The 23,408-nt window shown below is 68.5% G+C and carries 22 protein-coding genes; 13 read left to right on the top strand and 9 right to left on the bottom strand.

Annotation, left to right across the window (positions count from 1 at the left end; translation table 11 throughout):
• Positions 1-174 precede the first annotated feature (174 nt).
• Positions 175-1,686 carry a replicative DNA helicase gene (gene dnaB, locus ACPW96_RS13715; RefSeq protein WP_425883756.1) on the top strand — a complete coding sequence of 504 codons (1,512 nt, stop codon included), beginning with the start codon at positions 175-177 and terminating at the stop codon, positions 1,684-1,686.
• A gap of 293 nt (positions 1,687-1,979) precedes the next feature.
• Positions 1,980-2,618 carry a hypothetical protein gene (locus ACPW96_RS13710; RefSeq protein WP_425883754.1) on the top strand — a complete coding sequence of 213 codons (639 nt, stop codon included), beginning with the start codon at positions 1,980-1,982 and terminating at the stop codon, positions 2,616-2,618.
• Here the strand turns inward: ACPW96_RS13710 and ACPW96_RS13705 are convergent.
• A complete protein-coding gene (locus tag ACPW96_RS13705) occupies positions 2,582-2,833 on the bottom strand; it encodes a hypothetical protein (RefSeq protein ID WP_425883752.1) in 252 nt (83 codons plus the stop codon). The genes ACPW96_RS13710 and ACPW96_RS13705 overlap by 37 nt on opposite strands.
• Before the next feature lie 431 nt (positions 2,834-3,264).
• On the opposite strand from ACPW96_RS13705, the gene ACPW96_RS13700 reads away from it, so the two are divergent.
• Positions 3,265-5,793, top strand: a complete 2,529-nt coding sequence (locus ACPW96_RS13700; RefSeq protein WP_425883751.1) for a C1 family peptidase — start codon at positions 3,265-3,267, stop codon at positions 5,791-5,793.
• A gap of 455 nt (positions 5,794-6,248) precedes the next feature.
• Positions 6,249-8,660: a helix-turn-helix transcriptional regulator gene (locus ACPW96_RS13695; RefSeq protein ID WP_425883749.1), complete on the top strand. Its 2,412-nt coding sequence runs from the start codon at positions 6,249-6,251 to the stop codon at positions 8,658-8,660.
• Between the two features lie 143 nt (positions 8,661-8,803).
• Here ACPW96_RS13695 and ACPW96_RS13690 read toward each other — a convergent pair whose 3' ends face one another.
• Complete coding sequence (locus ACPW96_RS13690; protein ID WP_425883747.1) at positions 8,804-9,175, bottom strand: nuclear transport factor 2 family protein; 372 nt, start codon at positions 9,173-9,175, stop codon at positions 8,804-8,806.
• Between the two features lie 121 nt (positions 9,176-9,296).
• Positions 9,297-9,482, bottom strand: a complete 186-nt coding sequence (locus tag ACPW96_RS13685; protein WP_425822305.1) for an antitoxin — start codon at positions 9,480-9,482, stop codon at positions 9,297-9,299.
• A 177-nt stretch (positions 9,483-9,659) separates the two neighbouring features.
• Between ACPW96_RS13685 and ACPW96_RS13680 the strand changes: the two genes are divergently transcribed.
• Together ACPW96_RS13680 and ACPW96_RS13675 are read left to right on the top strand one after the other, a co-directional pair.
• Complete coding sequence (locus ACPW96_RS13680; protein ID WP_425883745.1) at positions 9,660-9,842, top strand: hypothetical protein; 183 nt, start codon at positions 9,660-9,662, stop codon at positions 9,840-9,842.
• A 148-nt stretch (positions 9,843-9,990) separates the two neighbouring features.
• Entirely contained in the window at positions 9,991-10,677 is a 687-nt protein-coding gene (locus tag ACPW96_RS13675) for an RraA family protein (protein ID WP_425883743.1), read from the top strand.
• Between the two features lie 27 nt (positions 10,678-10,704).
• Here ACPW96_RS13675 and ACPW96_RS13670 read toward each other — a convergent pair whose 3' ends face one another.
• On the bottom strand, positions 10,705-11,934 hold the full coding sequence (locus ACPW96_RS13670; RefSeq protein WP_425883741.1) for a glycosyltransferase: 1,230 nt from the start codon (positions 11,932-11,934) through the stop codon (positions 10,705-10,707).
• Between the two features lie 212 nt (positions 11,935-12,146).
• Between ACPW96_RS13670 and ACPW96_RS13665 the strand changes: the two genes are divergently transcribed.
• Positions 12,147-12,593, top strand: coding sequence for a hypothetical protein (locus tag ACPW96_RS13665; protein ID WP_425822313.1), 447 nt, complete (start codon positions 12,147-12,149; stop codon positions 12,591-12,593).
• A gap of 30 nt (positions 12,594-12,623) precedes the next feature.
• Here ACPW96_RS13665 and ACPW96_RS13660 read toward each other — a convergent pair whose 3' ends face one another.
• Genes ACPW96_RS13660 through ACPW96_RS13650 form a run of 3 tightly spaced genes read right to left on the bottom strand, consistent with a single transcriptional unit; the run spans position 12,624 to position 17,373 of the window.
• Positions 12,624-13,325: a response regulator gene (locus tag ACPW96_RS13660; RefSeq protein WP_425822315.1), complete on the bottom strand. Its 702-nt coding sequence runs from the start codon at positions 13,323-13,325 to the stop codon at positions 12,624-12,626.
• Positions 13,322-15,247: an ATP-binding protein gene (locus tag ACPW96_RS13655; RefSeq protein WP_425883739.1), complete on the bottom strand. Its 1,926-nt coding sequence runs from the start codon at positions 15,245-15,247 to the stop codon at positions 13,322-13,324. Before ACPW96_RS13655 ends, ACPW96_RS13660 begins: the two co-directional genes overlap by 4 nt.
• Entirely contained in the window at positions 15,247-17,373 is a 2,127-nt protein-coding gene (locus ACPW96_RS13650) for an APC family permease (RefSeq protein WP_425883737.1), read from the bottom strand. The genes ACPW96_RS13655 and ACPW96_RS13650 overlap by 1 nt, the downstream gene beginning before the upstream one ends.
• 177 nt (positions 17,374-17,550) lie before the next feature.
• On the opposite strand from ACPW96_RS13650, the gene ACPW96_RS13645 reads away from it, so the two are divergent.
• Positions 17,551-17,880, top strand: a complete 330-nt coding sequence (locus ACPW96_RS13645; RefSeq protein WP_425822320.1) for a hypothetical protein — start codon at positions 17,551-17,553, stop codon at positions 17,878-17,880.
• 78 nt (positions 17,881-17,958) lie between these two features.
• The gene (locus ACPW96_RS13640; RefSeq protein ID WP_425823625.1) at positions 17,959-18,279 is read left to right on the top strand and encodes a DMT family transporter; all 321 of its coding nucleotides are present in this window, start codon (positions 17,959-17,961) and stop codon (positions 18,277-18,279) included.
• 73 nt (positions 18,280-18,352) lie between these two features.
• Here ACPW96_RS13640 and ACPW96_RS13635 read toward each other — a convergent pair whose 3' ends face one another.
• Together ACPW96_RS13635 and ACPW96_RS13630 are read right to left on the bottom strand one after the other, a co-directional pair.
• The gene (locus ACPW96_RS13635) at positions 18,353-19,396 is read right to left on the bottom strand and encodes a flavin-containing monooxygenase (RefSeq protein WP_425883735.1); all 1,044 of its coding nucleotides are present in this window, start codon (positions 19,394-19,396) and stop codon (positions 18,353-18,355) included.
• A gap of 77 nt (positions 19,397-19,473) precedes the next feature.
• Positions 19,474-19,854: a VOC family protein gene (locus tag ACPW96_RS13630; protein ID WP_425883733.1), complete on the bottom strand. Its 381-nt coding sequence runs from the start codon at positions 19,852-19,854 to the stop codon at positions 19,474-19,476.
• 155 nt (positions 19,855-20,009) lie between these two features.
• On the opposite strand from ACPW96_RS13630, the gene ACPW96_RS13625 reads away from it, so the two are divergent.
• The 4 genes from ACPW96_RS13625 to ACPW96_RS13610 are packed head-to-tail and all read left to right on the top strand — an operon-like array spanning position 20,010 to position 23,402.
• Positions 20,010-20,894, top strand: a complete 885-nt coding sequence (locus ACPW96_RS13625; RefSeq protein ID WP_425883731.1) for an aminoglycoside phosphotransferase family protein — start codon at positions 20,010-20,012, stop codon at positions 20,892-20,894.
• A gap of 42 nt (positions 20,895-20,936) precedes the next feature.
• Positions 20,937-21,698 carry a class I SAM-dependent methyltransferase gene (locus tag ACPW96_RS13620; protein WP_425883729.1) on the top strand — a complete coding sequence of 254 codons (762 nt, stop codon included), beginning with the start codon at positions 20,937-20,939 and terminating at the stop codon, positions 21,696-21,698.
• An 8-nt stretch (positions 21,699-21,706) separates the two neighbouring features.
• Positions 21,707-23,179 (top strand): SDR family NAD(P)-dependent oxidoreductase, encoded by a 1,473-nt coding sequence (locus tag ACPW96_RS13615; protein WP_425883727.1) that lies wholly within the window; start codon positions 21,707-21,709, stop codon positions 23,177-23,179.
• 10 nt (positions 23,180-23,189) lie between these two features.
• The gene (locus ACPW96_RS13610; RefSeq protein ID WP_425883725.1) at positions 23,190-23,402 is read left to right on the top strand and encodes a hypothetical protein; all 213 of its coding nucleotides are present in this window, start codon (positions 23,190-23,192) and stop codon (positions 23,400-23,402) included.
• Positions 23,403-23,408: the final 6 nt, after the last annotated feature.

The raw sequence follows: 23,408 nt of genomic DNA, 5'->3' as shown, positions 1-23,408 counted from the left end.
CTGGCCATAAGAGTTCTCCACAGCCGTTGTACACAGGCTCCCCGGCGTTTCGCGCAGACTTTCCACAGAGTTATCCACAGGACGTGTTGCAGCGGAATGAACCCGCTCCTAGCGTGGGGTGGGCCCGAGCAGAACCGACCGAGATGCGTCATCGAAGACGGATGTCGGTGATCCGTGTTGTGCTCAAGCGTGTGCCGGCGGTGGTCGGCACGGGCCCGGTTCGCCCCACAATGGGCGTCGGCCACACGTGTGCCGAGGCGATGCTCCAGCGTGCCGAAGCCGAAACGCAACACCGCAGAAGTGAAGAAGGGAGTGCACGTGTCGATCGCCGACATCTCGGAGGACCGCCTCGGTGGGCCCCGGCCGAGCGAACGCACGCCCCCTCATGACCTGCTCGCGGAGCAGAGCGCACTCGGCGGGATGATGCTCTCCAAGGATGCCGTCGCCGACGTCATCGAGTCGCTTCGCGGACCCGATTTCTACGTTCCCAAGCACGAGCTCATCTTCGAGGCGATCCTCTCTCTGTACTCCCACGGCGAGCCGACCGACGTCGTCGCTGTCACCGACGAACTGATCAAGACGGGCGAGCTGTCGCGGGCCGGCGGTCCGGACTACCTGCACTCGCTGACCTCGATTGTGCCGACGGCCGCCAACGCCGGCTACTACGCGTCCATCGTCGCCGAGCGTGCGCTGCTGCGCCGCCTCGTCGAGGCCGGCACGCGAATCGTGCAGATGGGGTACTCGGGCCAGGGCGAGGCGCTCGACCTGGTGAACAACGCGCAGGCCGAGATCTACGGCGTCACCGGCACGCAGGACACCGAGGACTTCGTGCCCCTCACCATCGCCGTCGACGCGGCGGTGGAGGAGATCGAGGCAGCCCGGGGCCGCGACGGGATGATGACCGGTGTGCCCACCGGCTTCGCGGGTCTCGACCAGCTGACGAACGGCCTGCACCCCGGGCAGCTGATCATCATCGCGGCCCGCCCGGCGCTGGGTAAATCCACGCTGGCGCTCGACTTCGCCCGTGCGGCATCCATCAAGAACAACGTCCCCTCGATCTTTTTCTCACTCGAGATGGGGCGCAGCGAGATCGCCATGCGTCTCATGAGCGCGGAGGCCGCTGTGCCGCTCCAAGCCATGCGAAAGGGCACGCTGGACTCACGGGACTGGACGACCATCGCCGCGACCCGCGGCCGCATCAACGACGCGCCCCTCTACATCGACGACAGCCCGAACATGACGCTCGTCGAGATCCGCGCGAAGTGCCGCCGGCTCAAGCAGCGCGCCGGTCTCAAGATGGTGATCATCGACTACCTGCAGCTCATGACCAGCGGCAAGCGCGTCGAGTCCCGCCAGCAGGAGGTGAGCGAGTTCTCGCGCGCGCTCAAGCTGCTCGCGAAGGAGCTTCAGGTGCCGGTGATCGCGCTCTCGCAGCTGAACCGTGGTCCCGAACAGCGCGCCGACAAGAAGCCCGCGCTCTCCGACCTGCGTGAGTCCGGATCGCTCGAGCAGGACGCCGACATGGTGATCCTGCTGCACCGTGAGGCCGCGTACGAGAAGGAGAACCCCCGCGCCGGCGAGGCCGACCTCATCGTGGCGAAGCACCGCAACGGTCCGACCGACACGGTCACGGTCGCGTTCCAGGGCCACTTCTCGCGCTTCATGGACATGGCGGTCGGGGTTTAGAGCGCCGCTGTAGATCTTTTTCTTAGTTGTCCATTTCGCGGGAGACTTGTCCACGCGATGCCCGAATGGACGTTTCGGACGCCTAGCCGCTTCACGTCGCCTGGTGATCTGGGCCCCGATCTGAACGCAACGCATTCCTGGCCCAGGTCGACACCCCGGTCCCCCATCCCATAGCCGCTGCCGCAAAATAGCGGAACCGCGCTGGTGCACATGTCCCCCTTCTTCCCGACAACCCACACGGGAAGCGCGTCAACTTCAGTCGGCCGGTTGCGTGTAGGAATCCGCAAAGTAGCGTGGACGAATCGACGTCGGTCGCCGCACACCAGCGTGGATTCGGGCGGTTCTACGCACGATTGATCGTGCTCGCGTTGTTCTTGGCCGATTGCCTTTTGCGCGCAGATGCCTTTCCGGTGGCCGATCCCGATGCGGGTGACTTTCCTGCGGGCGATGGATATCGTCAGATTGTGATGTCGGCCAGCGTGAGGCCACTGATGATCGTGGCCGCTACCACGACACTTTGTCTCGCTGGTTGTCAGGGACAAGCTCGTGGAGTGTCGATTCCGCCCGGCTTTGAGGATCTTCCGACCTGTCCGGTAGCTCAAGTCCCCATCAGTGAACTCTCCGCAATGGGTGAACCGGGATGCGACCTCGCAGGAACGTCGCTCACCTTCGCAGAGGACACTCTGGCGTTCGCCGTAGGCCCTCCACCCTTGGACGGCGGTGTGCCGGCACTGACGATTCCCTCCGTTGGTGCTGTGTTCAGTCAGGGCGATGGCAAGGGACGTGAGCTGCTGATCGTCAATTGGGGAGTGCCGGGTGTCGCGGTCGCCGCCATCGACGATGGTCGCGCCGTTCAGATTTGGGCAAGCAGCGCTGCCGCACAGGATCTTCAGCTTCAGCAACTGGCGATCGAGGACGTTGTGTCCGACTGATTCGGAACCCACAACTCGTCCCGACCATCCGGTTTCCCGAAGATCGCGACCACTTCTTCGTGCAGCTGCCACCCGGCATCCCACACCGCCTGCCCGTGGTCGACGACGGAGAACAGGCGGATGTCGCGTCGTAAGAGCTCGCTACGTAACCGTGCGAGAACATCGGGGACCGTCCTGGTGCATAAATGCGTGACGAGCCCGTCGAACGCGGTCACGTCTCGAGGGTGGAGACGGGTTCGCCGGTTTCCACGATGCAGGTGAAGAGCATCCGTCCGGGGTCGGGCCCGAGGTCGGTGGCGTTGTGGGGCACCCCCGGCGGGATGAGGAAGCCGTCGCCGGCGTTGAGGATCTGTGCGGTGCGACACGATGCACGGAAACGCGCTCCCCGACGCCAGCGACGCGAGGGACCAGAACCCGGCTGATGGCATCCGACTGCCGAACACCTGGATCGACAGCGACTGCGTGACAGATGAGCCCCCGCGGCTGATCTGTGACAGCAACGGCTGACGGACTCAGCTACTCGGGCCGTCCACCGATCGCGGTTGCCTCAGATACGCGCGTCTGGACGGGACCGAACGCTCCGGCTCGTGTATCACTCAGGCACGCCCACCCCTCTTGAACGGCGACCACCCTCAAAAGATCGGATGTGATCGCTGTGCCCAACAACCTTGCTCTTCAGCCCCTCGCTGAGTTCACGCGCGGCATCGATGACGCGCTGCAGCTCGCCCTCAGGAACCAATGGGTAACGGAAGTTCCCCTCGCCGTGCTGCTCGGCGAGGAGGTGTCCCTCGCGTCGGATCAGACCCCCATCCGCAGCCAGCAGGACCGCGGCAGCTGCTGGGCCTTCGCAGGCATCGCCGCCCTGGAGGCGGCCTACAAGCGCCTCCACGGACTGACGCTTGACCTCTCGGAGCAGTATCTCTTCCACATCTGCAAAGCGCACGAGAGCGACTTCGGCAATCACTCCCTCATGGGGTTCCAAGGATCGAGCGACATCGTCAAGCACATGGAGCGCATGCGGGTTCCCGAAGAGGGGGATGCCCCGTACATGACGCAGGCGAACATGATCGCCACTATCCCCGGTGCTGCGGCCCTGAACACCGCCCCGAGCCCCTCGCAGGAGCAGAGGGACGACTTCGAGTTCTCGCCGGTGCACATCCCCTTCGTCGGCCGAGGCAACGCGAAGTACGGCGTGGCGTCTTCGGGCGTTCTCTCGAACTTCTCGATCGCGGATCTGGAGAACGTGATTCGGGCCAAGCACGAGGTGGTCGTCAACGTCACTGTCAGCGGCGGTGGACACGTGCTGCTGCTCGTCGGCTTCAACAGCACGCAGCGGTACTTCCTGGCGAAGAACTCGTGGGGCGAGGGCGGACTGATCCGCATCAAGTACGAGAACGATCCGCAGTTCAGCATCAACACGGGCATCGCGCACTACATCATCGACGTCATCGATCCCGCCGTCGACCGCCGCGCGGCGTTCGTCGGGCAGTGGGACATAAATCACGACGGATGGCGCGGGCGTCTGACTCTGCGCCGATTCACCGACCTGCGGGCAGCCACCGATACGTTCTCACCGGGCGACGCCACGAAGCTGGGCAGCTACTACCTGGATGGCGGAAAGCACGATGTGACGGGGTGGTTCGCCGACGCCGGCCAGACGGCGCACCTTCGCATCGCGGACATTGGAGGCGGAGGGCAGGACTTCACTCTCAGCGTCTATTCCAACGACGTGCATCTCGCCGCGGGCGACACCTCGTGGGCGGGCATCCCTTTCGGCGCGCAGATCCGCCGGACGCCGATCGAGGGTGCGCCCGCCGACCCGTTCGACCGGGTGGACTGGCTCGGCACGTGGGAGATGAACCACGACGGATGGCGCGGGGCGCTGGTCATCGACGGCATCGACCCCGCATCCGGAGGGGCCGCCCTGTCCTATCGACGTTCCACGGGCGAGGTGCGCCCCGCCTTCGGAGGTGTGCGGCCGGATCACCCTCACGTGATGGACTTCACAATCGACTTCGGCCCCGACAACTCGGCCCAGACCTTCACGCTGCAGCACCACACCCGCGAGCGTGGGATCGCGTCGGGATTCACCACATGGGCCGGGCGACGATTCGGCGCCATCGCCAAGAAGACCGCGGACAAGCCCGCGTGGCGAGGCTTCGAGGTTGCCCCGGTCGGGAGCAGCTCCGCCATTCCGAACATCGCGGCGGTCTCGCGGATCCCGAACTCGATGGAGACGTGGTGGGTCGGGCCGAGCGGGTCGATCGAGGCGGCGTTCTGGTACGACGGGGGCCAATGGACGCGATACCAGCTCGCCCCCGCCGGCGCGGCGGCCCCGGCATCCGGCATTGCGGTCGTGTCTCGCACCCCGAACTCGATGGAGTTGTGGTGGATTGGACCGAGCGGGTCGATCGAGGCGGCGTTCTGGTACGAGGGGGGCGCCTGGACCCGGTATCAGGTGGCCCCCGACGGGTCGGCCGATGTCAGCTCCGGAATCACCGCCGTCTCCCGGGTCCCGAACTCCATGGAGCTGTGGTGGGCGGGGCCGGACGGATCCGTCGAAGCGGCGTTCTGGTACGAGGGCGGCCAGTGGACCCGGTACCAGCTCTCGCCCGCCGGCTCGGCCGGACGCGGGTCCGAATTCTCGGCGGTCTCGCGCGTCCCGAATTCAATGGAGCTCTGGTGGACCGGACCTGCGGGTTCGGTGGAGGCGGCGTTCTGGTACGAAGGCGGTCAATGGGGCCGCTACCAACTGTCCGGTCCTGGGTCGGCCGCTGTAGGCGGCGGCATCGCGGCCGTCTCGCGCATCCCGAACTCGATGGAACTGTGGTGGACAGGGGCCTCCGGCTCGATCGAAGCGGCGTTCTGGTACGAGGGCGGGCAGTGGACTCGGTACGAGGTCGCGCCGGATGGGTCCGCGCTGCCCTCGAGCGGCGTGGCGGCCGTCTCCCGCAAGCCCGAGACCATGGAGCTCTGGTTCGCGGGCGCCGACCAGTCGGTGCAGGGGGCCTTCTGGTACGAGGGTGGCTCGTGGACCCGGTACGGGCTCGAGGGCCCGCAGCAGGCGGGCAACCCGTTCGCCGTCGCAGCGGTGAGCCGGGTTCCGGTCTCGATGGAGTTGTGGTGGTCGGGCTCAGGCGGCAGTGTGCGGGACTCATTCTTCTACGAGTTGTAGAGGGTCGGCAGGGCGGCGCGGAGGTCGTACAGCGGCCTCCGCGTCGCCGCAGGACCTGTTACGGCGCGCTGGGCCCGGAGCGCGCCTACTTCTCGAACCAGCCGTAAACCTCTGACATCGCGTTGTCGTACGCGGTGAAGTGGGCTCCGTTCGAACGAGTCGCCTTGGCGTTCCCCCCGACAGGCGTTCGTGACCGTCTTGAACGGAGTCGGGTCGTCGTTCGCTTTGACCACGTTCGATGCAACACCCCGCACCTGGGCGGGTGATCGGTGGACGCGGTCACCGTTTGGCACAGCCTCCGAGCGCGCAGGGTACCGACCTTTTGAGCTGCAGCGAATGCGACCTGCACCAGCACACTGTGCCGTACGTTTAGGGAAATCGGTCGAATCCCCCCTTCGGCAGCCCACCCCCAGATCGGGCCGTCACTGCCGCTTTACCTCGAAGGCGAGGCGCGGATGAAGTTGCTCGGGCGTCAGGACGAGCGCGCTCACTTGATGGAGTTGATCCGGGAAGGGCCGCGCCTCATAGGAATCAGCGGACGCGCAGGAGTGGGCAAGAGCGCATTGTTGGCATCGCTGGCCGACGCACCACCCGAAGGCGCCGACGTGTGGAAAGTGGACCTCCACGAGGCGGGTGAGTCCGGGCTGTGCGAGGGAATAGTCCGGCGACTCGGGGTGGCCGTGCTGGCCCCTTCTGGAGCGGACTACCGGCCTGTGGAGCGGGTCGTGCGGGTGATCGGTGGCACCCCGGTGGTCCTTGCCTTGGACCATGTTCCTGAGCGCACACTTGACACACCCGAGACCGACGAGCTGTTGGACTCCTGCCCGAACCTCCGCGTCGTGGTGGCTACCTCTACTCGGGTGCTCGACGCAACCGAGAACATCGCGTTGCAGCCGCTTCACGTTCCGCCTCCCGGCGCCTCCTTCGAGGAGGCGCTCGCCTGCCCCAGTGTTGCGCTCTTCATCGATCGGGCGACGAGCGCATACGCCCGATTCCGGGTTGAGGAGAAGACGATCGATGCCGTCGCGGAGATCTGTCGACTCGTGGGCGGGCTGCCTTTGGCGATCGAACTCGCGGCAGCGCGCATCCGGATGCTCTCACCCGAGAGGCTCGCCGTCGAGCTCTCGGATGCCACCGCGGCACTGGACCTGCTGTCTCCCGGTTCCCACACGCAGCGAATGGGCCTCCGCCAGGCGATCGCCGCGACATTCGGCACGCTTCGCGACCACGAACGGCTCCTCCTCGGCCGCCTTTCGTGCTTCAGCGGGCCATTTCCGTTCGAGGCAGCAGTCGCGGTGGGTGGTCAGCCCTACGGCGATGTTGCCGACGGGCTGGAAAAGCTGACCGACCTCCGCCTGATCGACCCGGACGAGCCGGCGTCCGGGGAAGCCGTGTACTCCATGCTGCCCATCATGCGGCGGTTCATCGCCGAGAGCGGCATCGATGCGGACGCCGCCGCGGTGCGCCGGACCTACCTGGAAGGAGTGCTGCGGGATGCTGACCTCGCCGTGTCGCGAGCGACTCGCACGTCCGCGGTCATCCACGCTCACACCCTGCGGCGCGACCTTGTGGATGAGGGACTGCGGCGATTCGCTTCGGACGCAGGCGGGTCGGCGGCGTGGCTCACTGCATGCGCGGCTCAATTGGTCGGCAGTGCGGAGTCGGTGATCGTGGGGGAACTCCTGGAACGGCTCATCGAGACGAGGGAAGTGGACGCGCTCCCCCGCGCCGACCGCGCGCGCGTCTGGCTGTGGTCCTCGAACGCCCTGGCATTCTCGCCTGACGGCGCCGCCATGGCGGAACTCATCCGGGAGCGATGGGGGCGCGGTGCTGACCTGATCGACGTGACGTCGGAGCCCCTGCTGGCACTGCAGAGCAGAAGCATCGCGGTCACCAACGGCGTGACGACCGGTGACCTGTCCACCGCTGTGCTGGCCGCGCGAGAGGGCGCGCGGCTTGCGCTGAGCAACGCCTTTCCGACGTGGGCGGCCAGATTCGAGGTCCTCGATGCCGCCGCAGTGCATGCCACCGGCGACGTGACCGCGGCGGTCAGGCTCGCGCTTGCCGCCCTGCGGCACGCCGAGCGCGTCGGCGATCTGGAGGCGATCGTCGGAGCGACGATCGTGCTCCGAACGGTTCCGCTTGGCGGCGTCCCGGGGAACGCGGCGCTTCCCTCGCTCACCGACCTCCTGGCTCTTGCGAGGAGCCAAGAGGACGTCGTCCGGGAGTCGTTCCTGTTGGGAGCGCTGACACGCATCGAGCTCAGCGAGGGCAGAGCGCGGGAGGCGGCGCACTGGTGCGCCGAGCGCCTCGCCGCTGGTGCGGCACGTGGCTGGTCATATCTGTTGACGATCTCACTCGTGCACGCGACCCTCATCGCTGCGACTCTCGGTGACCTGCCCTTCGCGGCACGCATCCTGGGTGCGCTCAGCGCCGATCGCGAGCGCGTGCTTCGCGCCATGGCCCCCGCAACGACGGCGCAGCTGGAGAGGACGAGTGCGATGGCCGACAGCCGACTGGGCGCTGCGCACGTCGCTGCTCTCAGGGCAGGAGGGGCGCTCCTGACTCTTTCGGATGCATCAGCGGAGGTCGTGCGCTGGCTGCGACGTCACGCAGCCCACGTCGATCATCCGGTCGACACCGCCACGGGCGAAGCGTCGCTCACCCCACGGGAACGCGAGGTGCTCTCTGTTCTGGCCGAGGGATGGACGAACCAGCAGATCGCGGCCCACCTTCATATCTCAGTGAAGACGACGATGCACCACTCGGTGGCGATCTACCGGAAGCTTGCGGTACGCGGGCGGGCGGAGGCGACCGCTTACGCGCACCGGCATGGCATGGTCCGTTCCGATTCGCCGCCTGCGTGACGGATGCCGGGCGGGAGAGCGCGGCCTACGGCTTGGACGCGATCCGCCGGCCAAGTGCACCGGAGCGGGGGGCGCGGGCGCATGGCCACCGCATCCCTCCGAGTCAGCAAGGCGCGACCGTGTGCCGGTCGGCAGTTCGACGCTCAGGGTCGTGCGGACTCCGGGCGCGGCGGAAGCACGAATGTGTGGATCTCCGCGATCCGCCCGTCTTTGACGATCACGATGTCCCTGCCGTCCACGATCGGCTGTCCCGTCGGCCCGTATGTCCATTCCAGATAGCCGATGTCGCCGCTCTCGTACGGTCCCGCGGCGATCGCGAACTCGAACGCGGGTGACTCGGCCTGTATCTGCGCGACCTTCTCCATCAGGGCGGGAACTCCCACCACCGTGCCGTCCCGGTCCGAGAAGCTCACGTCGGGAGCGAAGATGCGGTCGGCGACACCCAGCCCACGGCTGATGTCCCGATCCCCGAAGACGTCCAGCAGCATGTGCCGCAGCAGAGTCGGTGTGTCCATATCGCGCTCATTCCGAATCGGCGACATCCATCGACCTTAGAGTCCGTTGACCCCCTCTCGCGGGATTTCGGCCCGCGAGAATGTTCTCTCCCCCCTGACGGCTGCGCGACGCCCGGGAACGCTACTGGTCGCCGACCTTGCGGTCGGCGGCGTCTTCACCGGCGTTGATCTTGTCGTCGAACTTCCCACCGGTGGCCGAGTTCGCGGCGTCACCGGCCTTGTCGATGGCGGCATCGGATGCCTGCTCGCCCTTCTCGCTGTTCAGGAATTCCTTGGCCTTGTCTCCGAGGCCTCCCAAATCTGCCATCGCAATCTCCCATCGTCTCTGAGTCGTCACCGCGAACGGATGCGGTGCTCCACCAGTGTCCGCCGCGCGCGTGCCCTGGTCACGGGGCTTGACACCCCTGCCCGCGGGACGCGCATGCACACGGGAGCGAGGGGAGTATTACTATGAACGTAGTACTAAATCGTCGAAGGGGTCGCCATGGTCACGCCCGCCACTGCCTGGTCGCCGCCACTGCCGGGGGCACCCGGTTTCGATCATGTCGTCATCGAGACGCCCGGCTTGCGGACGCACCTCGCCGTCATCGCGGCGCACTTCATCACGGACGATGCTCCGGCCGCGGTCGCCGACCTCTCCCTCGGCTGGTTCGAACGAGCAGCGTGACGGGGGTTTCGGGGCCGCCGTGATACCGGGATGACGGCAGTATGACGACGGGTGAGTGATTCGGCCGTCTGTCGGCCGGAATCGGACAATGCCACCGCCAGCCGACCGGATCGCTCGGAGCACGCCGCCCCGACGCTAGCCTTCGACGATGGACGCCATGACGCAGCTCAGCACCGCCGCCACCGCCGATGCGATGGTGCGTCTCGGAATCCCCGCGACCACCGCGCCGTTTGGACTGCGGTCTCTCGCCCCGCACTTCGTCGCGGAGGGCCCGGCAGTGCCCATCACCCACCTGGGCAGTGTCGACGTGCTGCTGGAGGCCATCGGCGAAGCGCCCGTCGGGAGCGTCCTCGTGATCGACAACGGCGGCCGCAGGGATGAATCCTGTGTCGGCGACCTGCTGACCCTGGAGGCGCAACGGGCCGGCCTCGCCGGCATCGTAATCTGGGGCCTGCACCGCGACACGACGGAGCTCCTCGACATCGGCCTGCCCGTGTTCAGCCTCGGGTCACATCCACGGGGACCGATTCGCGTGCCTCCCGGCGGCCCCGCCATGTACGCGGCGGTCGTGGACGGCATCGTCGTTCGCCCGGGCGACGGGGTGGTCGCCGATGCCGACGGTGTCGTCTTCGTGCCGAGAGACTCGATGGAGGCCGTCGGTCAGACCGCGCGCGCCATCATGGCGACAGAGAAGGCGCAGTCCGGGGAGATGCGGGGCGGCGTATCGCTGCGCGATCAGATCGGCTTCGAGGACTACCTGGCCGAACGGGCGTCGAACCCGACGTACTCGCTGCGCGACCACCTGAAAGCCCGCGGCGGCGCGGTCGAGACCTGATCGCTCTCCGCCGAGTCGGCCGAGGACCTACCGCGGACCGATGGCCGCCTCGATGAGGCGTGCGGCCGCGGCGGCCCCATCCTCCTGGGCGTAGGCGTCGCGCACCTCCGCAGCGGCGGCGCGGATACCCGGCTCGGTCAGCACCCTGCGCACCGCCGCCAGGAACCGGGGCTTCGACACGTCCTTCGGTGATACGGCGATGGCGTTGCCTCGTCGTTCGCACGCGCGCACGTGCCACGTCTGCTCGGGCTGGAGGCCCATCCCCACAAACGGCACGCCGGTCGCGCATGCGGTCTGGACGGTGCCCTGCCCCCCGTGCAGCACCGCGGCATCCACCAGGCCGCCCAGCTGGTGCGCCGGCAGCAGGTCTGTCACGTGGACATTGGGCGGAACCGTGTCGCCGGGCTCGAGGTAGTGCCGGATGGGGGCGACGACGTTCACCGGCAGCTCCCCAAGTGCACGCGCCGCCGCGAGTGCGAGTCGCCGGTCGGCGGACGAGCCGAGTGCGAGATAGAGGAGGGGGTCGGATGCCGCGGCCAATTCCCCGACGATCGGAGGGAGTGGTGCCTCGATATGAGCGAAGATCGGGCCGATGCGCTCGAAGCCAGGCGGCATCCGGAAGCCCTCCAACTCCCACGGCATCTCGGTGAGCAGATTGCGGTCTGCGGTCAGCAGCGACGCGGCAGTACGCAGCGGGGGCACGCCGTTGGACTTGGCGACCTTCGTGAACGACCGAGGCGCGAGCGGAGCGCGCGTGTAGACCCAGCGGAAAGCCGAAGTCGCCAGCACGTCCGCCGCGCGTGCCGGCCATCCGTCTCCGCGGATGAACTCCATGCGACGCGTCTGCTGCACCTGGGCAAGAGTCAGCGCGAACGGCACAGGGTAGAACAGCGGCACCTTCTCGGCGCGTGCAGAGACGTAGGACGTGAGGTTGGACCCGGTCACCACGACGGGAGCGTCCAGCTCCCGGATCAGCTCCCGCTCCACGTCGACACGCGCGGCGACCAGCTCAGCGGTGAACGGCGTGCGCAGCCCGCGTCCCTGATCGAAGGCGATCGCCTGGTCGCGTTGGGCCTTCGACCACGACGGAGTGCACGCGCGATACTCGAAACCCGCGTCGTTGATCAGGGAGACGTAGTCCTCTTCGTAGCCCATGAAAACGGACCGGTGGATCGGGTGAAGCGCGCGCGCCACCTCGATCATCCGCGTCGTCTCGGCGAGATTGAAGGTCACGGGACAGAAGAGGACGTTGACCACGCTCAGTTCCCTTCGAGAAGGCGCACGGCCCAGTCTCAGCGCACGCGACCCCTGCGGCAAGTATCGCGGGCAAGGTCACTTCGTGCCGTGGCCGAGTCGAGGGGTGTACTCTCCCGCACATCGGTCAGTATTCGAGAAGCGTCCCCGAACCCGGAGCCGTAGCGTGTTGATGGCCGGAACCACCACGGCACATCGACACGAAGGAGCATGGCATGGCTGAGAAGACGGCTGGACTGTCCGAGGAGGAACGTGCTGCAGTCAAGCAGCGCGCCGCCGAGCTGCGCGCGCAGGAGAAAGCCGGGAAGAGCCGTGCTGCCGGGGAGAAGGCGGTCCGCGAGGCGATCGCGGAGATGCCGGACGAGGATCGTGTCCTTGCCGAGGGGATCGACCGGATCGTCTCGGAGGTCGCCCCGCAGCTCGTCCCGAAGACGTGGTACGGCTTCCCGTCGTACGCCGACGAGGATGGCAAGATCGTGGTGTTCTTCAAGGCCGCCTCGAAGTACACCACCCGTTACGCCACCCTCGGCTTCGAGGAGGCGGCTCAACTCGACGACGGCGACCTCTGGGTCACCTCGTTCGCCCTCCGCGCACTCACCCCGAAGACGGAGAAGACGATCGCCGACTACATCCGCAGGGCCGCGGGCGGATCCGGCACGTAGACGGACCGAGCTCTCTGCAGAGAGGCCCGATCAGGGGCCCGGCTCGGCGGAAGGGGAGCCGTCGAGCACGAGCCGGTACCCCATGCCCGCCTCGGTGAGCAGGTGCGCGGGGCGCGCGGGGTTCTCCTCGAGCTTCTTGCGCAACTGCGACAGGTACAGCCGCAGGTAGCCGGTGTCGGCGACCTGCTCCGTGCCCCAGATGTCCTTGAGCAGTGCCTGGCGCGTGACCAGGGCGCCGGGGTTGCGTGCGAGGAACTCCAGGATCTGCCACTCGGTCGGGGTGAGGTGCACGAGTGCTCCCGCGCGGGTAACGGCCTTCGCGGCGAGGTCGACGCGCACGTCGCCGAACGAGACGACGGGTTCGTCGACGGATGCCGCGGACCGGCGCGACAGCGCGCGCAGGCGCGCCAGCAGCTCGTCGATCTGGAACGGCTTGGTCACGAAGTCGTCGGCGCCGGCATCCAGAGCCTGCACCTTATCGGCCGAACCGGAGCGGCCCGATACGACGATGATCGGTGCGCTCGTCCACCCCCGCAGAGCCTCGATCACCTGCACGCCGTCCAGGTGCGGCATCCCCAGATCGACCATGACGATGTCGGGGTGCTCCTTGGCCGCCAGGGCGATCGCCGCCGCGCCATCGGGCGCGGCGACCACGTCGTATCCGTGTGCGGAGAGAGTGATCCGCAGCGCGCGCACCAGCTGGGGATCATCGTCGGCGACCAGAACCTTCACGGCGTCTCCCGAGCCACCGGCAGCGCGATCACCATGGTGAGGCCTCCTCCCGGGGTGTCCTCGGGGGTGAGAGTACCGCCCATCCCCTCGGTGAACCCCTTCGAGAGCGCGAGCCCCAGTCCGAGCCCCGTGGTGTTGTCGGTGTCTCCCAGGCGCTGGAAGGGGGCGAACATCTCGTCCCGGCGTTCGCGTTCGATGCCGGGGCCGTGGTCGGCGACCCGCAGCTCCGCCGTCCGTCCCCGCACCTCCGTCGTGACGCCGACCGTCGTGCCGGCCGGCGCGTGGCGCTCCGCGTTGGACAGCACGTTCACGAGCACCCGCTGCAGCAGCACGGGATCCGCGCTGATGGCGGGCAGGTCCGGATCTAGGGCGAGGTCGACGGCGTCGGGACCGAGGCCGAGTTCCTCCAGGGCGGCGAGCACCACATCCGCGGCATCCACCGGCTGCAGCGACGCGGCGAGGACGCCGGCCTCGACACGGCTGACGTCGAGCAGGTCGGTGACGAGCTTCGACAGGGCCGCGAGGCTCTCGTCAGCGGTCTCCATCAGCTCTTCCCGGTCTGCCTCCGACAGGTTGGAGCCGCTCGCGCGAACACCGCCGACGGCGGCGATCGCCGCTGCGAGCGGCCTGCGGACGTCGTGGCTCACGGCGGACAGGAGTGCGCTGCGCACCTGATCGGCGACCGCCAGCGCCTCTGCCGCGCGGGCGGTCTCGGTGAGTTCGGCCCTCTCGAGGGCGGCGCCGAGTTGGGCGACGATGACGTCGAGGAGGCGGCGTTCCGAGGCATCCAGCGCCCGCCCGTGCAGCTCGAGCGTCGCGCGCGCCGCTTCGCCGCGTCGACCAACCGGCACGGGGACGAATCGCCCGTCCCGCACCGGTTCGCCGTCGGTGGCGAGAACGGAGCCGTCGGCATCCACGAGCCGCACCCCCGACATGGCGAACGCCTCGCGCGCTCTGGTCACGAGCGCGGGCACCGCGCTCTCGCCGCGCAGCACGTTGCCGGCGACCGTCGCGAGCAGCTCGGCCTCGGCCGCGGCCCGCTGGGCGCTGCGCGCACGGCGTGCCGCTTTGTCGACGATGTAGCTGACCAGCAGTGCGATCACGACATACAGGAAGAGCGCCCAGAGGTGCAGCGGATCCGAGACCGCGACCGTGAACTGCGGGGCGACGAACAGGAAATCGAGGGTCAGACCCGAGAGCACGGCGGCGAAGAGCGCGGGCCAGATGCCGCCGACGAGCGCCACGACGACGACGAGCAGCTGGAACGCCAGCACCTCCGACGTGATGGACTCGGGTGTGCGGGCGGAGTAGAGCAGCCAGGTCAGGAGCGGTCCGCCGACCAGCGCCACGACGAAACCCAGAGCAACCCTCTGCCGGCTGAGCGCCCCGCCGGTCACCCGCGGCAGCGCGAACCGGTAGCCCGCGGCGGCGTGTGTGACCATGTGCACGTCGATCTCGCCGGACTGCCGGATCACCGACATGCCGACGCCCGCACCCGAGAGAACGGCGGACAGGCGCCCGCGGCGGCTGTCACCGATCACGAGCTGCGTCGCGTGATGCGATCGCGCGAAGTCGACGATGGCGCGCGGGATGTCTTCGCCCACGACCTGGTGGTAGGTGCCGCCGAGCGCTTCCAGGAGAGCCTGCTGCCCCGCGAGGTCGCCCGGCGATGCGGAGCGCGTGGAGTCCTCACTCGAGACGTGCACCGCCAGCAGCTCGCCGCCACCGGCCCGCTCGGCGACCCGCGCCGCCCTGCGGATGAGCGTCTCGCCCTCCGACTCGCCGCTGAGAGCCACCAGTACGCGCTCGCGGCGTGCCGCCCCCTCGTCGATCTCGTCCACCTTCTCGATCCAACACCCACGCCGCCCCTCATCGGTGGTCCTCACGACATCCATGCGCTCGGCGGCGGTCGGCGCGCGCATCAGCGCAGCGCCGCCGTCGACTCCTTCTCGGGCGCGGATGCGGGTGCCGGCGGACCGGCCGGACGGGTGGCGCGGCGCCCGTTCGTCTCCACCTCGAGGTCGGGCCTGCCGGCCCGCTGGTCGCCGGGGAGGGGGCGCGAGCGGCGTCCGTAGATGAGCTCCGACGAGTCGAGCAGCCATGGCACGAGGGTGATCGACACGCCGTGCACGAGCATCAGCTGCTGTGCGATGCGCTTCGATCGGCGGTTGTGCAGAGGCGCCTCCCACCAGTGCCCCACGATGTACTGCGGCAGATAGACGGTGACGACCGACGAGCCGAACTTCTCCCGGTACTGCTTGATGAACTTGGCCACCGGCGACGCATACGACCGGTACGGCGACTCGATGATGACGAGTTTCATCGGCACCCGATGCTCGGCCCACTGCTTCTGCAGGGCCTCGGATTCCTCGTCGCTGACGGCCACGTGCACCGCGATCGCCTTGTCGTGCTTGGCCGCGAGCGCATACTCCACGGCCTTCAGCACAGGCTTCTGCAGGCGGTTGACGAGCACGATGGCCAGGTCGCCCTCGGCACCGAAGTGCGTCGTGTCATCGACGCGGATCTCGTGCTCGACGTCGCGGTAGTACCGGTTCACCCCGATCATCAGGACCGCGAGGATGGGAATCGCGATGAACACCAGCCAGGCGCCATGGGTGAACTTCGTCACGGTCACGATGAGCAGCACCGAGATGGTCATCGCCGCCCCGACGCCGTTGATGGCGAGCCCGCTGTAGATGGAGCGACGCTCCTGGCGCGCGGCGCCCTGCGCCGCGGCATCCGGCGACAGCTTCGCCAGCTCACGCAGCGCGCGCCGCCAGTGCCTCACCATGCCGATCTGCCCGATCGAGAACGACACGAACACGCCGATGATGTAGAGCTGGATGAGCGTGGTGAGGTTGGCCCGGTACACGATCAGCACCGCGATCGCGGCGATGCCGAGGAGGATCATGCCGTTCGAGTAGACGAGACGGTCGCCGCGCGTGTTGAGGGCCTTCGGCGCGAAGCCGTCGCGGGCGAGCACGGCCCCGAGCAGCGGGAATCCGTTGAACGCCGTGTTCGCCGCCAGCAGCAGCACGCACGCGGTGGCCGCCTGCACGAGGAAGAACGGGATCGAGCCCATTCCGAACGTCGCGGCGGCGACCTGCGCCATCAGGCTCGGCTGAGGTCCGGCGGCGCAGTCGAACCCGATGAGGTTGCAGGGGTTCTCGGCGTAGTGCACTCCGGACACGAGGGCGATGGCGGTGAGGCCGGAGAAGAGCAGGATCGCGATGCCGCCCATGAGGACCAGCGTCATCTGGGCGTTGCGCACCTTCGGCTTGCGGAAGGCGGGCACGCCGTTCGAGACCGCCTCGACGCCGGTGAGGGCGGAGCATCCGCTCGAGAAGGCCCGCAGCACGAGCAGGATGACGGCCGCCTGGGTGAGCGACTCGCCCTGCACCCCGTACGCCGCGCTGGATGCCACCGGCGGGTCGCCGAGAAGGGTGCGCGCCAGTCCGACGACGATCATGACGGCGACGGATCCGATGAAGACGTAGGTCGGCACGGCGAAGGCGAAAGACGCCTCGCGCACGCCGCGCAGGTTCACGAGGATGATCAGGACGACGAACCCGACGGCCAGTTCGATGCGCAGCGGGTCGAGCACGGGAAGCGCCGAGATGATGTTGTCCACACCCGAGGCGACCGACACCGCGACGGTCAGCACGTAGTCCACGAGCAGGGCGGCGGCCACCACCACCCCCGGTCCTTCGCCGAGATTCTTGCGCGCGACCTCGTAATCGCCGCCGCCGGAGGGATACGCCTTGATCAGCTGCCGGTAGCTCGCCACCACGACGATGAGCAGCAGCACGACGCCCGCCGCGACCCACGGCGAGAACGCCAGGAAGGCGGTGCCGCCGATCAGCAGGATCATGAGCAGCTCCTGCGGTGCATACGCGACCGAGCTCAGGGCATCGGACGCGAAGATGGGCAGCGCACGCTTCTTGGGGAGGAGCTGATCCTCCAGCTTCTCGGAGTTGAGGGGGTCGCCGAGGATGAGGCGCTTGGCGAGCGGGGGCTCGTCGCCCGGTTCGCGGGATTGACTGGTCACGGCGAGCGACACTACGCTCGCCGCGGCACCCGCCAGCGCTCCGAAGCAGTTTCCTCACGGAATCCATGCGGCACGCCTGCCCGTCCATGCAGACGGGTCGCGGGGCCGATGCCTGGCACAGATTGTGCTTCGAAGCAATCCGTATCCCCGCTCAGCGGTGGAAAGGTACAAAGAGATGTGAAAACGATCCTCTTCTCGAACACTTCCCTGCTGACCGGTGATGACATCGCTCTGGCGGTGTTGCACTACAGCGGAGCGCTGGCCGAGGCGGGCCTGGCGGAGACGATCGAGATACCGATCCTCGAGGGGGACGGTTCGCGCGGCACGGCACTCATGCTGGTCGGACCGGCCAGCCAGATCGTGGCGGTGGATGCGCATGCCGGTGTGGAAGAACTGATCGATCGGGATGCGGTGGCCGAGCTCGAGGTGAAGATCCAGCAGCTGCGTCCTGTGGTCAGCACCGACGCGGAGCCACCGGCGCATGAGCAGTGGGTCGAAGAGATCTAGCCGAGCGAGGAACCCCGCGTAATCTCGGATCGCGCGGCTTCTCCCGGCATGCGCGCATCGATCGGAGAGGTGCAGCTGGTGGCCTGGATCATCCTCATAATCTCGGGAGTTCTCGAGGCTGTCTGGGCGACCGCCCTGGGCAAGTCCGAGGGCTTCACGAAACTCTGGCCGAGCGTGATCTTCGTGGTCACGCTCGCGCTCAGCATGGCGGGACTCGCATGGGCCATGCGCGACATCTCCACGGGAACCGCGTATGCCGTGTGGGTGGGCATCGGAGCTTCGCTGACGGTCATCTACGCGATGGTCACGGGTGCCGAGCCGTTCTCGGTCGTGAAGCTGCTGCTCATCCTCGGCCTCGTCGCCTGCATCGTGGGGCTCAAGCTCGTCAGTCACGACTGATCTAAGCGACGCGTATGTGGGAGCGCGTACCCCCGGCCGGGATCCGGCGTGAGCGGAACGCTCGAAGCGGCGCTCAGCCGGCTCTGCCGAACTGCAGGCTGGGGGATCGGACGCGACCCCTCCGCAGGTTTCGCACGTCGGCGTAGTAGTTCATCGACATCCGCCATTCGCCTTCCGCGCCCTGGCGGGGAAGGGCGTCTGCGGCCCGGGTGACGTAGCCGGCCGCGAAGTCGAGCAGAGGCCGGGTCTCCATCCCGGCGGGCCTGCGGGGGGTCACCGTCGTGTACCCGTGCTCGGCCATGTAGGTGAGGAGGCGGCAGAAGTAGTCCGCGAGCAGGCCGACCTTGAGGGTCCAGGAGGCGTTCGTGTAGCCGATGGCGAACGCGAAATTCGGCACGCCGTCCAGCATGATGCCCTTATACGCCACCCTGTCGGGCAGCAGCACCTCTTCGCCGTCCACGCGGAGGGCGATGCCGCCGAACACGAGCACGCTCAGGCCGGTCGCCGTGACCCGCACGGCCTCCTTCGCAAGCGCCGGAACGAGGGTGACCGCGGTGGCCCCGCTGCCGATCACCACCACGCGCTTGCCGTCGTAGCGCAGGTCCTCCGGCCAGTGCTGCGGATGCACCCGCTGGCCCTGGAACCGATCGAGCCCCGGGATCTCGGCGCGGTAGCCCTCGTCGTAGCGGTAATAGCCGCCGGCGCAGAAGAGCCAGGCGGCCGTCAGTGTCTCCACCGCGTCGGAACCGCCGGTGCGAACCTGCACCGTCCAGAGCCCGGTACGGCTGGACCACTCCGCCGACACGACGCGGCGCTGGAGCGAGATGTGCTCTTCGATACCCTCTTCGGCGACGGTACGCCGGAGGTAGTCCAGGATGCTCGCACCGCTGGCGATGGAGTCCGCGTCGGTCCACGGCCGGAACTGGTACCCGAACGTGTACAGATCCGAATCGGAGCGCACACCGGGGTAGCGGAACAGGTCCCACGTTCCCCCGATGGCGTCCCTTGCCTCGAGGATCCGGAACGTCGTGCCCGGTGAGGAGATCTTCAGCGCACGCGCGACTCCGATGCCGGAGATCCCCGCTCCGACGATCACCACGTCGACGTCACCCGCCATCGCGTCCCGCTTCCGATCAGCGTCTCCAGAGTACCGACGGCTCGTCTCGTCGGCTCGGCCCCCGTGCCCTCGGCGAATCAGGACGGGCCGGCGATACCCACGAGATTGCCCGCGGGATCGAGGAGGTGAGCGACCGTCACGTGCCCGCCCTCATTCCGCTGCGGCTTCAGCACGACCGTCGCGCCGAGCTGCTCGGCATGCGCGAGGGTGCTGCGCACGTCCTCGACGCCGACGTAGAAGATGGCGTGATGGGCGAAGCCCTCTCCGCCGCCGATGCCGCCGGCCGCCGCGGGCGAACCCGGCTCCGGGTCGATGAAGGAGTACTCCGCGGGGCTGGAGACGCGATCGGCGACCGGAGCGCCGGCCGGGGCGACCCACCCGAAGAGCGCGCCGTAGAACTCGCGCAGTCGGGCGGGATCCGGGCCGATGAGCTCGAAGTGGACGACGGGATTTCCCATGGTTGCAGCCTTTCGTGACGCGTTCGCGGATCCGGGCCGGTGAACCCCCGGTCCCACCATGATCGTCGTCTCGGCTCGCCGGGGATCGACGTTCCCGGGCCGGCGGAACGATGCACGTCCTCCTGCGGGCAGCACGCCTGGCTAGGCTCTGAGCGATGATCGTCGTGCCTGGGTCGTTCCGCGAGATGCCTCGGTGGTGGGTGGATGCCGCTGGCCGGGCGTGGCTGGACACGCTGCCGCAGCGCGTCGACGATCGGTGTCGCCGGTGGGGTCTCTCCGTGGACGGCGGGGTGATGCACGGGTCCAACGCGCTGGTCGTCCCGGTGCGCCGGGGCGAGAACCCGCTGATTCTGCGGCTCGCGCCGCCGGGCGACGACGTGCTCGCAGAGGCTGAGGCCCTGCGAATGTGGGACGGACGCGGAACCGTCCGCCTCCACGATGTCGACGTCGATGACCGCGCGATGCTCCTGGAACGCCTGGACGGGGCGCGATCCCTCGCGGGCGAACCGCTGGAGCGCGCGATTCGCATGCTCGCCGGCCTCACCACGAGGCTCGCGGTGCCGGTGCCGGCCGGCGTGCGGGGCACAGATCAGGTCGCCGCCGAACACGCGGAGACGTTCGAGCCGGACTGGGCCGCTCTCGGTGAGCCGTTTCCCCGCGCGCAGCTCGATGCGGCGATCTCCGCCGCCCGGGAGAGGTCGGAGCACCCGCCGGCACGGTTCGCGGCGAACGGCGACCTCCACTTCGAACAGGTGCTCGCCGGTACGCGGGAGCCGTGGCTCGTCGTCGATCCGGTACTCCTCCGCGGCGACCCCGAGTACGACCTCGGCCGAGTCCTGTGGAGCCGGCTCGACGAGACAGCCGACGACGCCCATGTGCGGTCGCTCTTCGACCTGTTCGTCGAATCGGCGGATGTTCCTCCCGAACGCGCGCGGGCGTGGGTGCTCATCCGGAGCGCGTCCTATCTGCTCTGGGGCCTCGACCGCGGACTCACCGAGGACCCACCGCGGTGCCGCCGCCTGCTGAACATCTTCTCCTAGCTCCGCCGCGTGCTTTCATGGACCGCGGCCTAGGCTGTCGCCGTGGTCGATCCGATGCACTTCGAGGCACACGCCGCGCAATACGCCAGGGCACGCCCGCCGTATCCGCCGGCGCTCTGGGATCGGCTCCGCGAGCTCGACGTGCTGCGACCGGGGCGGCGGGCGCTCGACCTCGGCGCGGGCACGGGGCAGGCGACCGGTCCCCTGCTCGCGGCCGGCCTCCACGTCACCGCGGTCGAGCCCGGTCCGCGGCTGGCCTCGCGCCTCCGCGATGCGCACCCGGACGCGACGGTCATCCTCACGCGTGCAGAAGACATCGAGCTGCCCGACGCATCGTTCGATGCGGTCGTCGCCGCGACATCCATTCACTGGATGGACCTCGATGTCCTTCTCCCCAAGGTCCACCGGCTGCTGGGCCCGGGAGGCGTCTTCCTGGTCTGGCGCAATGTCTTCGGGGACCCCGATGTCTCGACCCCCTTCCGTGACAGGGTCGCCGCGATCGTCGCGGATCGTGACGACCCTCCGCGCCGGTGGCCCGACCCGGAGGAGGTGGCGGCGACATCCGCGGCACTCACGGCCAACGGCCTCTTCTCCGTCGACGAGACGACCACCTTCCGCTGGAGCATCGAACTCGACGAGCGCCAGGTGCGCGACCTCTTCACGACGTTCAGCGACTGGTCGGCCGACGAGGTCGATCGGGCCGGTGCTGCCGTGCGCGAACTCGGGCGCCGGGTGCTCGAGCACTACCAGTCCTGGCTGATCGTGCTTCGGCCACTCGACGATTCCCCAGGGGCCGCTCGGTAGAATCCCCTGTGCCCTCCCCGTCCGCAGCCCTCCCGCCGAGCGGCATCGACCCCGCCGACCTCGAGGTCACGCTGAAGGTGCTGGCCCGGCTCGCCGAGATCGACGATGTGCATCCCGACTTCATCGCCGTCCGCCACGCCACCGCGAAGATGTACAAGGCCGTCAAACAGGGTCGCCGCCTCCAGAAGCGGGCGGAGATCGCGGATGCCGACCGCGCCGTGATCGCAGCCACGGCCACGGGCGCCCCGGACCGCATCGATGACGAGACCCGTGGAATCCCCATCAGCACCACCACGACGGCCCCCACGGCGGGCACCCTGCTCAAGGCCCGCGCCTGCTACATCTGCAAGCAGCCGCACACCATCGTCGACGCCTTCTACCATCAGCTGTGCCCCGAGTGCGCGGCCATGAGCCACGCGAAGCGCGACGCCCGCACCGATCTGACGGGCAGGCGCGCCCTGCTCAGCGGCGGACGCGCGAAGATCGGCATGTACATCGCCCTTCGGCTGCTGCGCGATGGCGCCCACACCACCATCACGACGCGCTTTCCCCGCGACGCGGTTCGTCGGTTCAGCGGCATGCCCGATGCGCGCGAGTGGATCCACCGTCTCAAGGTCGTCGGAATCGACCTGCGCGACCCCGCCCAGGTGATCGGCCTCGCGGAGGACGTCGCCGCGGCCGGACCCCTCGACATCCTGATCAACAACGCCACGCAGACGGTGCGGCGCTCGCCGGGTGCGTATCAGCCGCTGGTGGATGCCGAGCTGGCGCCGCTCCCGGACGGCCCTCGTCCGGAGCTCGTCACCTTCGGACACACCAACGATCAGCACCCCCGGGCCCTGGAGCGGTCCGTGACCGCCCATCCGATCCTGGCGGCCGCGGCGGCCAAGGCGGACGAGCTGACCGAGCAGGCCCTTGCTCCCGGGTCGAGCTCGCTGGAGCGGCTCGCGGCCGGCACGGCGATCGACGCGGGCGGGCTGCTGCCGGACCTGCACGACGTCAACTCCTGGACGCAGCACGTCGACGAGGTCGACCCACTGGAGATGCTCGAGGTGCAGCTCGCGAACACCACCGCCCCGTTCCTGCTCGTGTCGAAGCTGCGCCCGTCGATGGCCGCGAGCACGGCTCGACGCAAGTACGTGGTGAATGTCAGCGCGATGGAAGGCGTGTTCGGTCGCGGCTACAAGGGACCAGGGCATCCGCACACGAACATGGCCAAGGCGGCCGTCAACATGCTCACCCGCACCAGCGCACGCGAGATGTTCGAGACCGACCGCATCCTGATGACGAGCGTCGACACCGGGTGGATCACCGACGAGCGGCCGCATCCGACGAAAGTGCGCCTCGCCGAGGAGGGCTTCCACGCTCCCCTCGACCTCGTCGACGGGGCGGCCCGTGTCTACGACCCGATCGTGCGCGGCGAGGCGGGCGAGGACGTCTTCGGGGTGTTCCTGAAGGACTACGCGCCCGGCTCGTGGTGATCCGCCGCCCGTGGTGAGCCCCCTGACGCCCGGCATGCGGGTCGTCGTGCGCTACCGGCTGCCGTCGGGACAGGCGACGGACGCGCTCGGGATGCTGGTCAGTGCGGATGAGACGACCTTCGTGGTGGATGGCAAACGGGGGATCGAGCGCATCGCCGTGGCCGACATCATCGCCGCGAAGCAGGTCCCTCCGCCGCCGGCACCCCGTCCGCGGCGGGCGTGAGCGGCA

The organism is Micromonospora sp. DT81.3 (assembly GCF_049847225.1).
GTDB lineage: Bacteria > Actinomycetota > Actinomycetes > Actinomycetales > Microbacteriaceae > Microbacterium.
Note: the sequence above shows the minus strand (reverse complement) of the source record. Positions and strands in the feature narration are given on the sequence as shown.

What these genes read in the sequence shown, in the direction of transcription:
- ACPW96_RS13695 (WP_425883749.1), top strand. Translation starts at nt 6,249, where the DNA reads ATGAAGTTGCTCGGGCGTCAGGACGAGCGCGCTCACTTGATGGAGTTG.
- ACPW96_RS13675 (WP_425883743.1), top strand. Translation starts at nt 9,991, where the DNA reads ATGGACGCCATGACGCAGCTCAGCACCGCCGCCACCGCCGATGCGATG.
- ACPW96_RS13665 (WP_425822313.1), top strand. Translation starts at nt 12,147, where the DNA reads ATGGCTGAGAAGACGGCTGGACTGTCCGAGGAGGAACGTGCTGCAGTC.
- ACPW96_RS13680 (WP_425883745.1), top strand. Translation starts at nt 9,660, where the DNA reads ATGGTCACGCCCGCCACTGCCTGGTCGCCGCCACTGCCGGGGGCACCC.
- ACPW96_RS13635 (WP_425883735.1), bottom strand. Translation starts at nt 19,396, where the DNA reads ATGGCGGGTGACGTCGACGTGGTGATCGTCGGAGCGGGGATCTCCGGC.
- ACPW96_RS13685 (WP_425822305.1), bottom strand. Translation starts at nt 9,482, where the DNA reads ATGGCAGATTTGGGAGGCCTCGGAGACAAGGCCAAGGAATTCCTGAAC.
- ACPW96_RS13625 (WP_425883731.1), top strand. Translation starts at nt 20,010, where the DNA reads ATGATCGTCGTGCCTGGGTCGTTCCGCGAGATGCCTCGGTGGTGGGTG.
- ACPW96_RS13630 (WP_425883733.1), bottom strand. Translation starts at nt 19,854, where the DNA reads ATGGGAAATCCCGTCGTCCACTTCGAGCTCATCGGCCCGGATCCCGCC.
- ACPW96_RS13655 (WP_425883739.1), bottom strand. Translation starts at nt 15,247, where the DNA reads ATGCGCGCGCCGACCGCCGCCGAGCGCATGGATGTCGTGAGGACCACC.
- ACPW96_RS13690 (WP_425883747.1), bottom strand. Translation starts at nt 9,175, where the DNA reads ATGGACACACCGACTCTGCTGCGGCACATGCTGCTGGACGTCTTCGGG.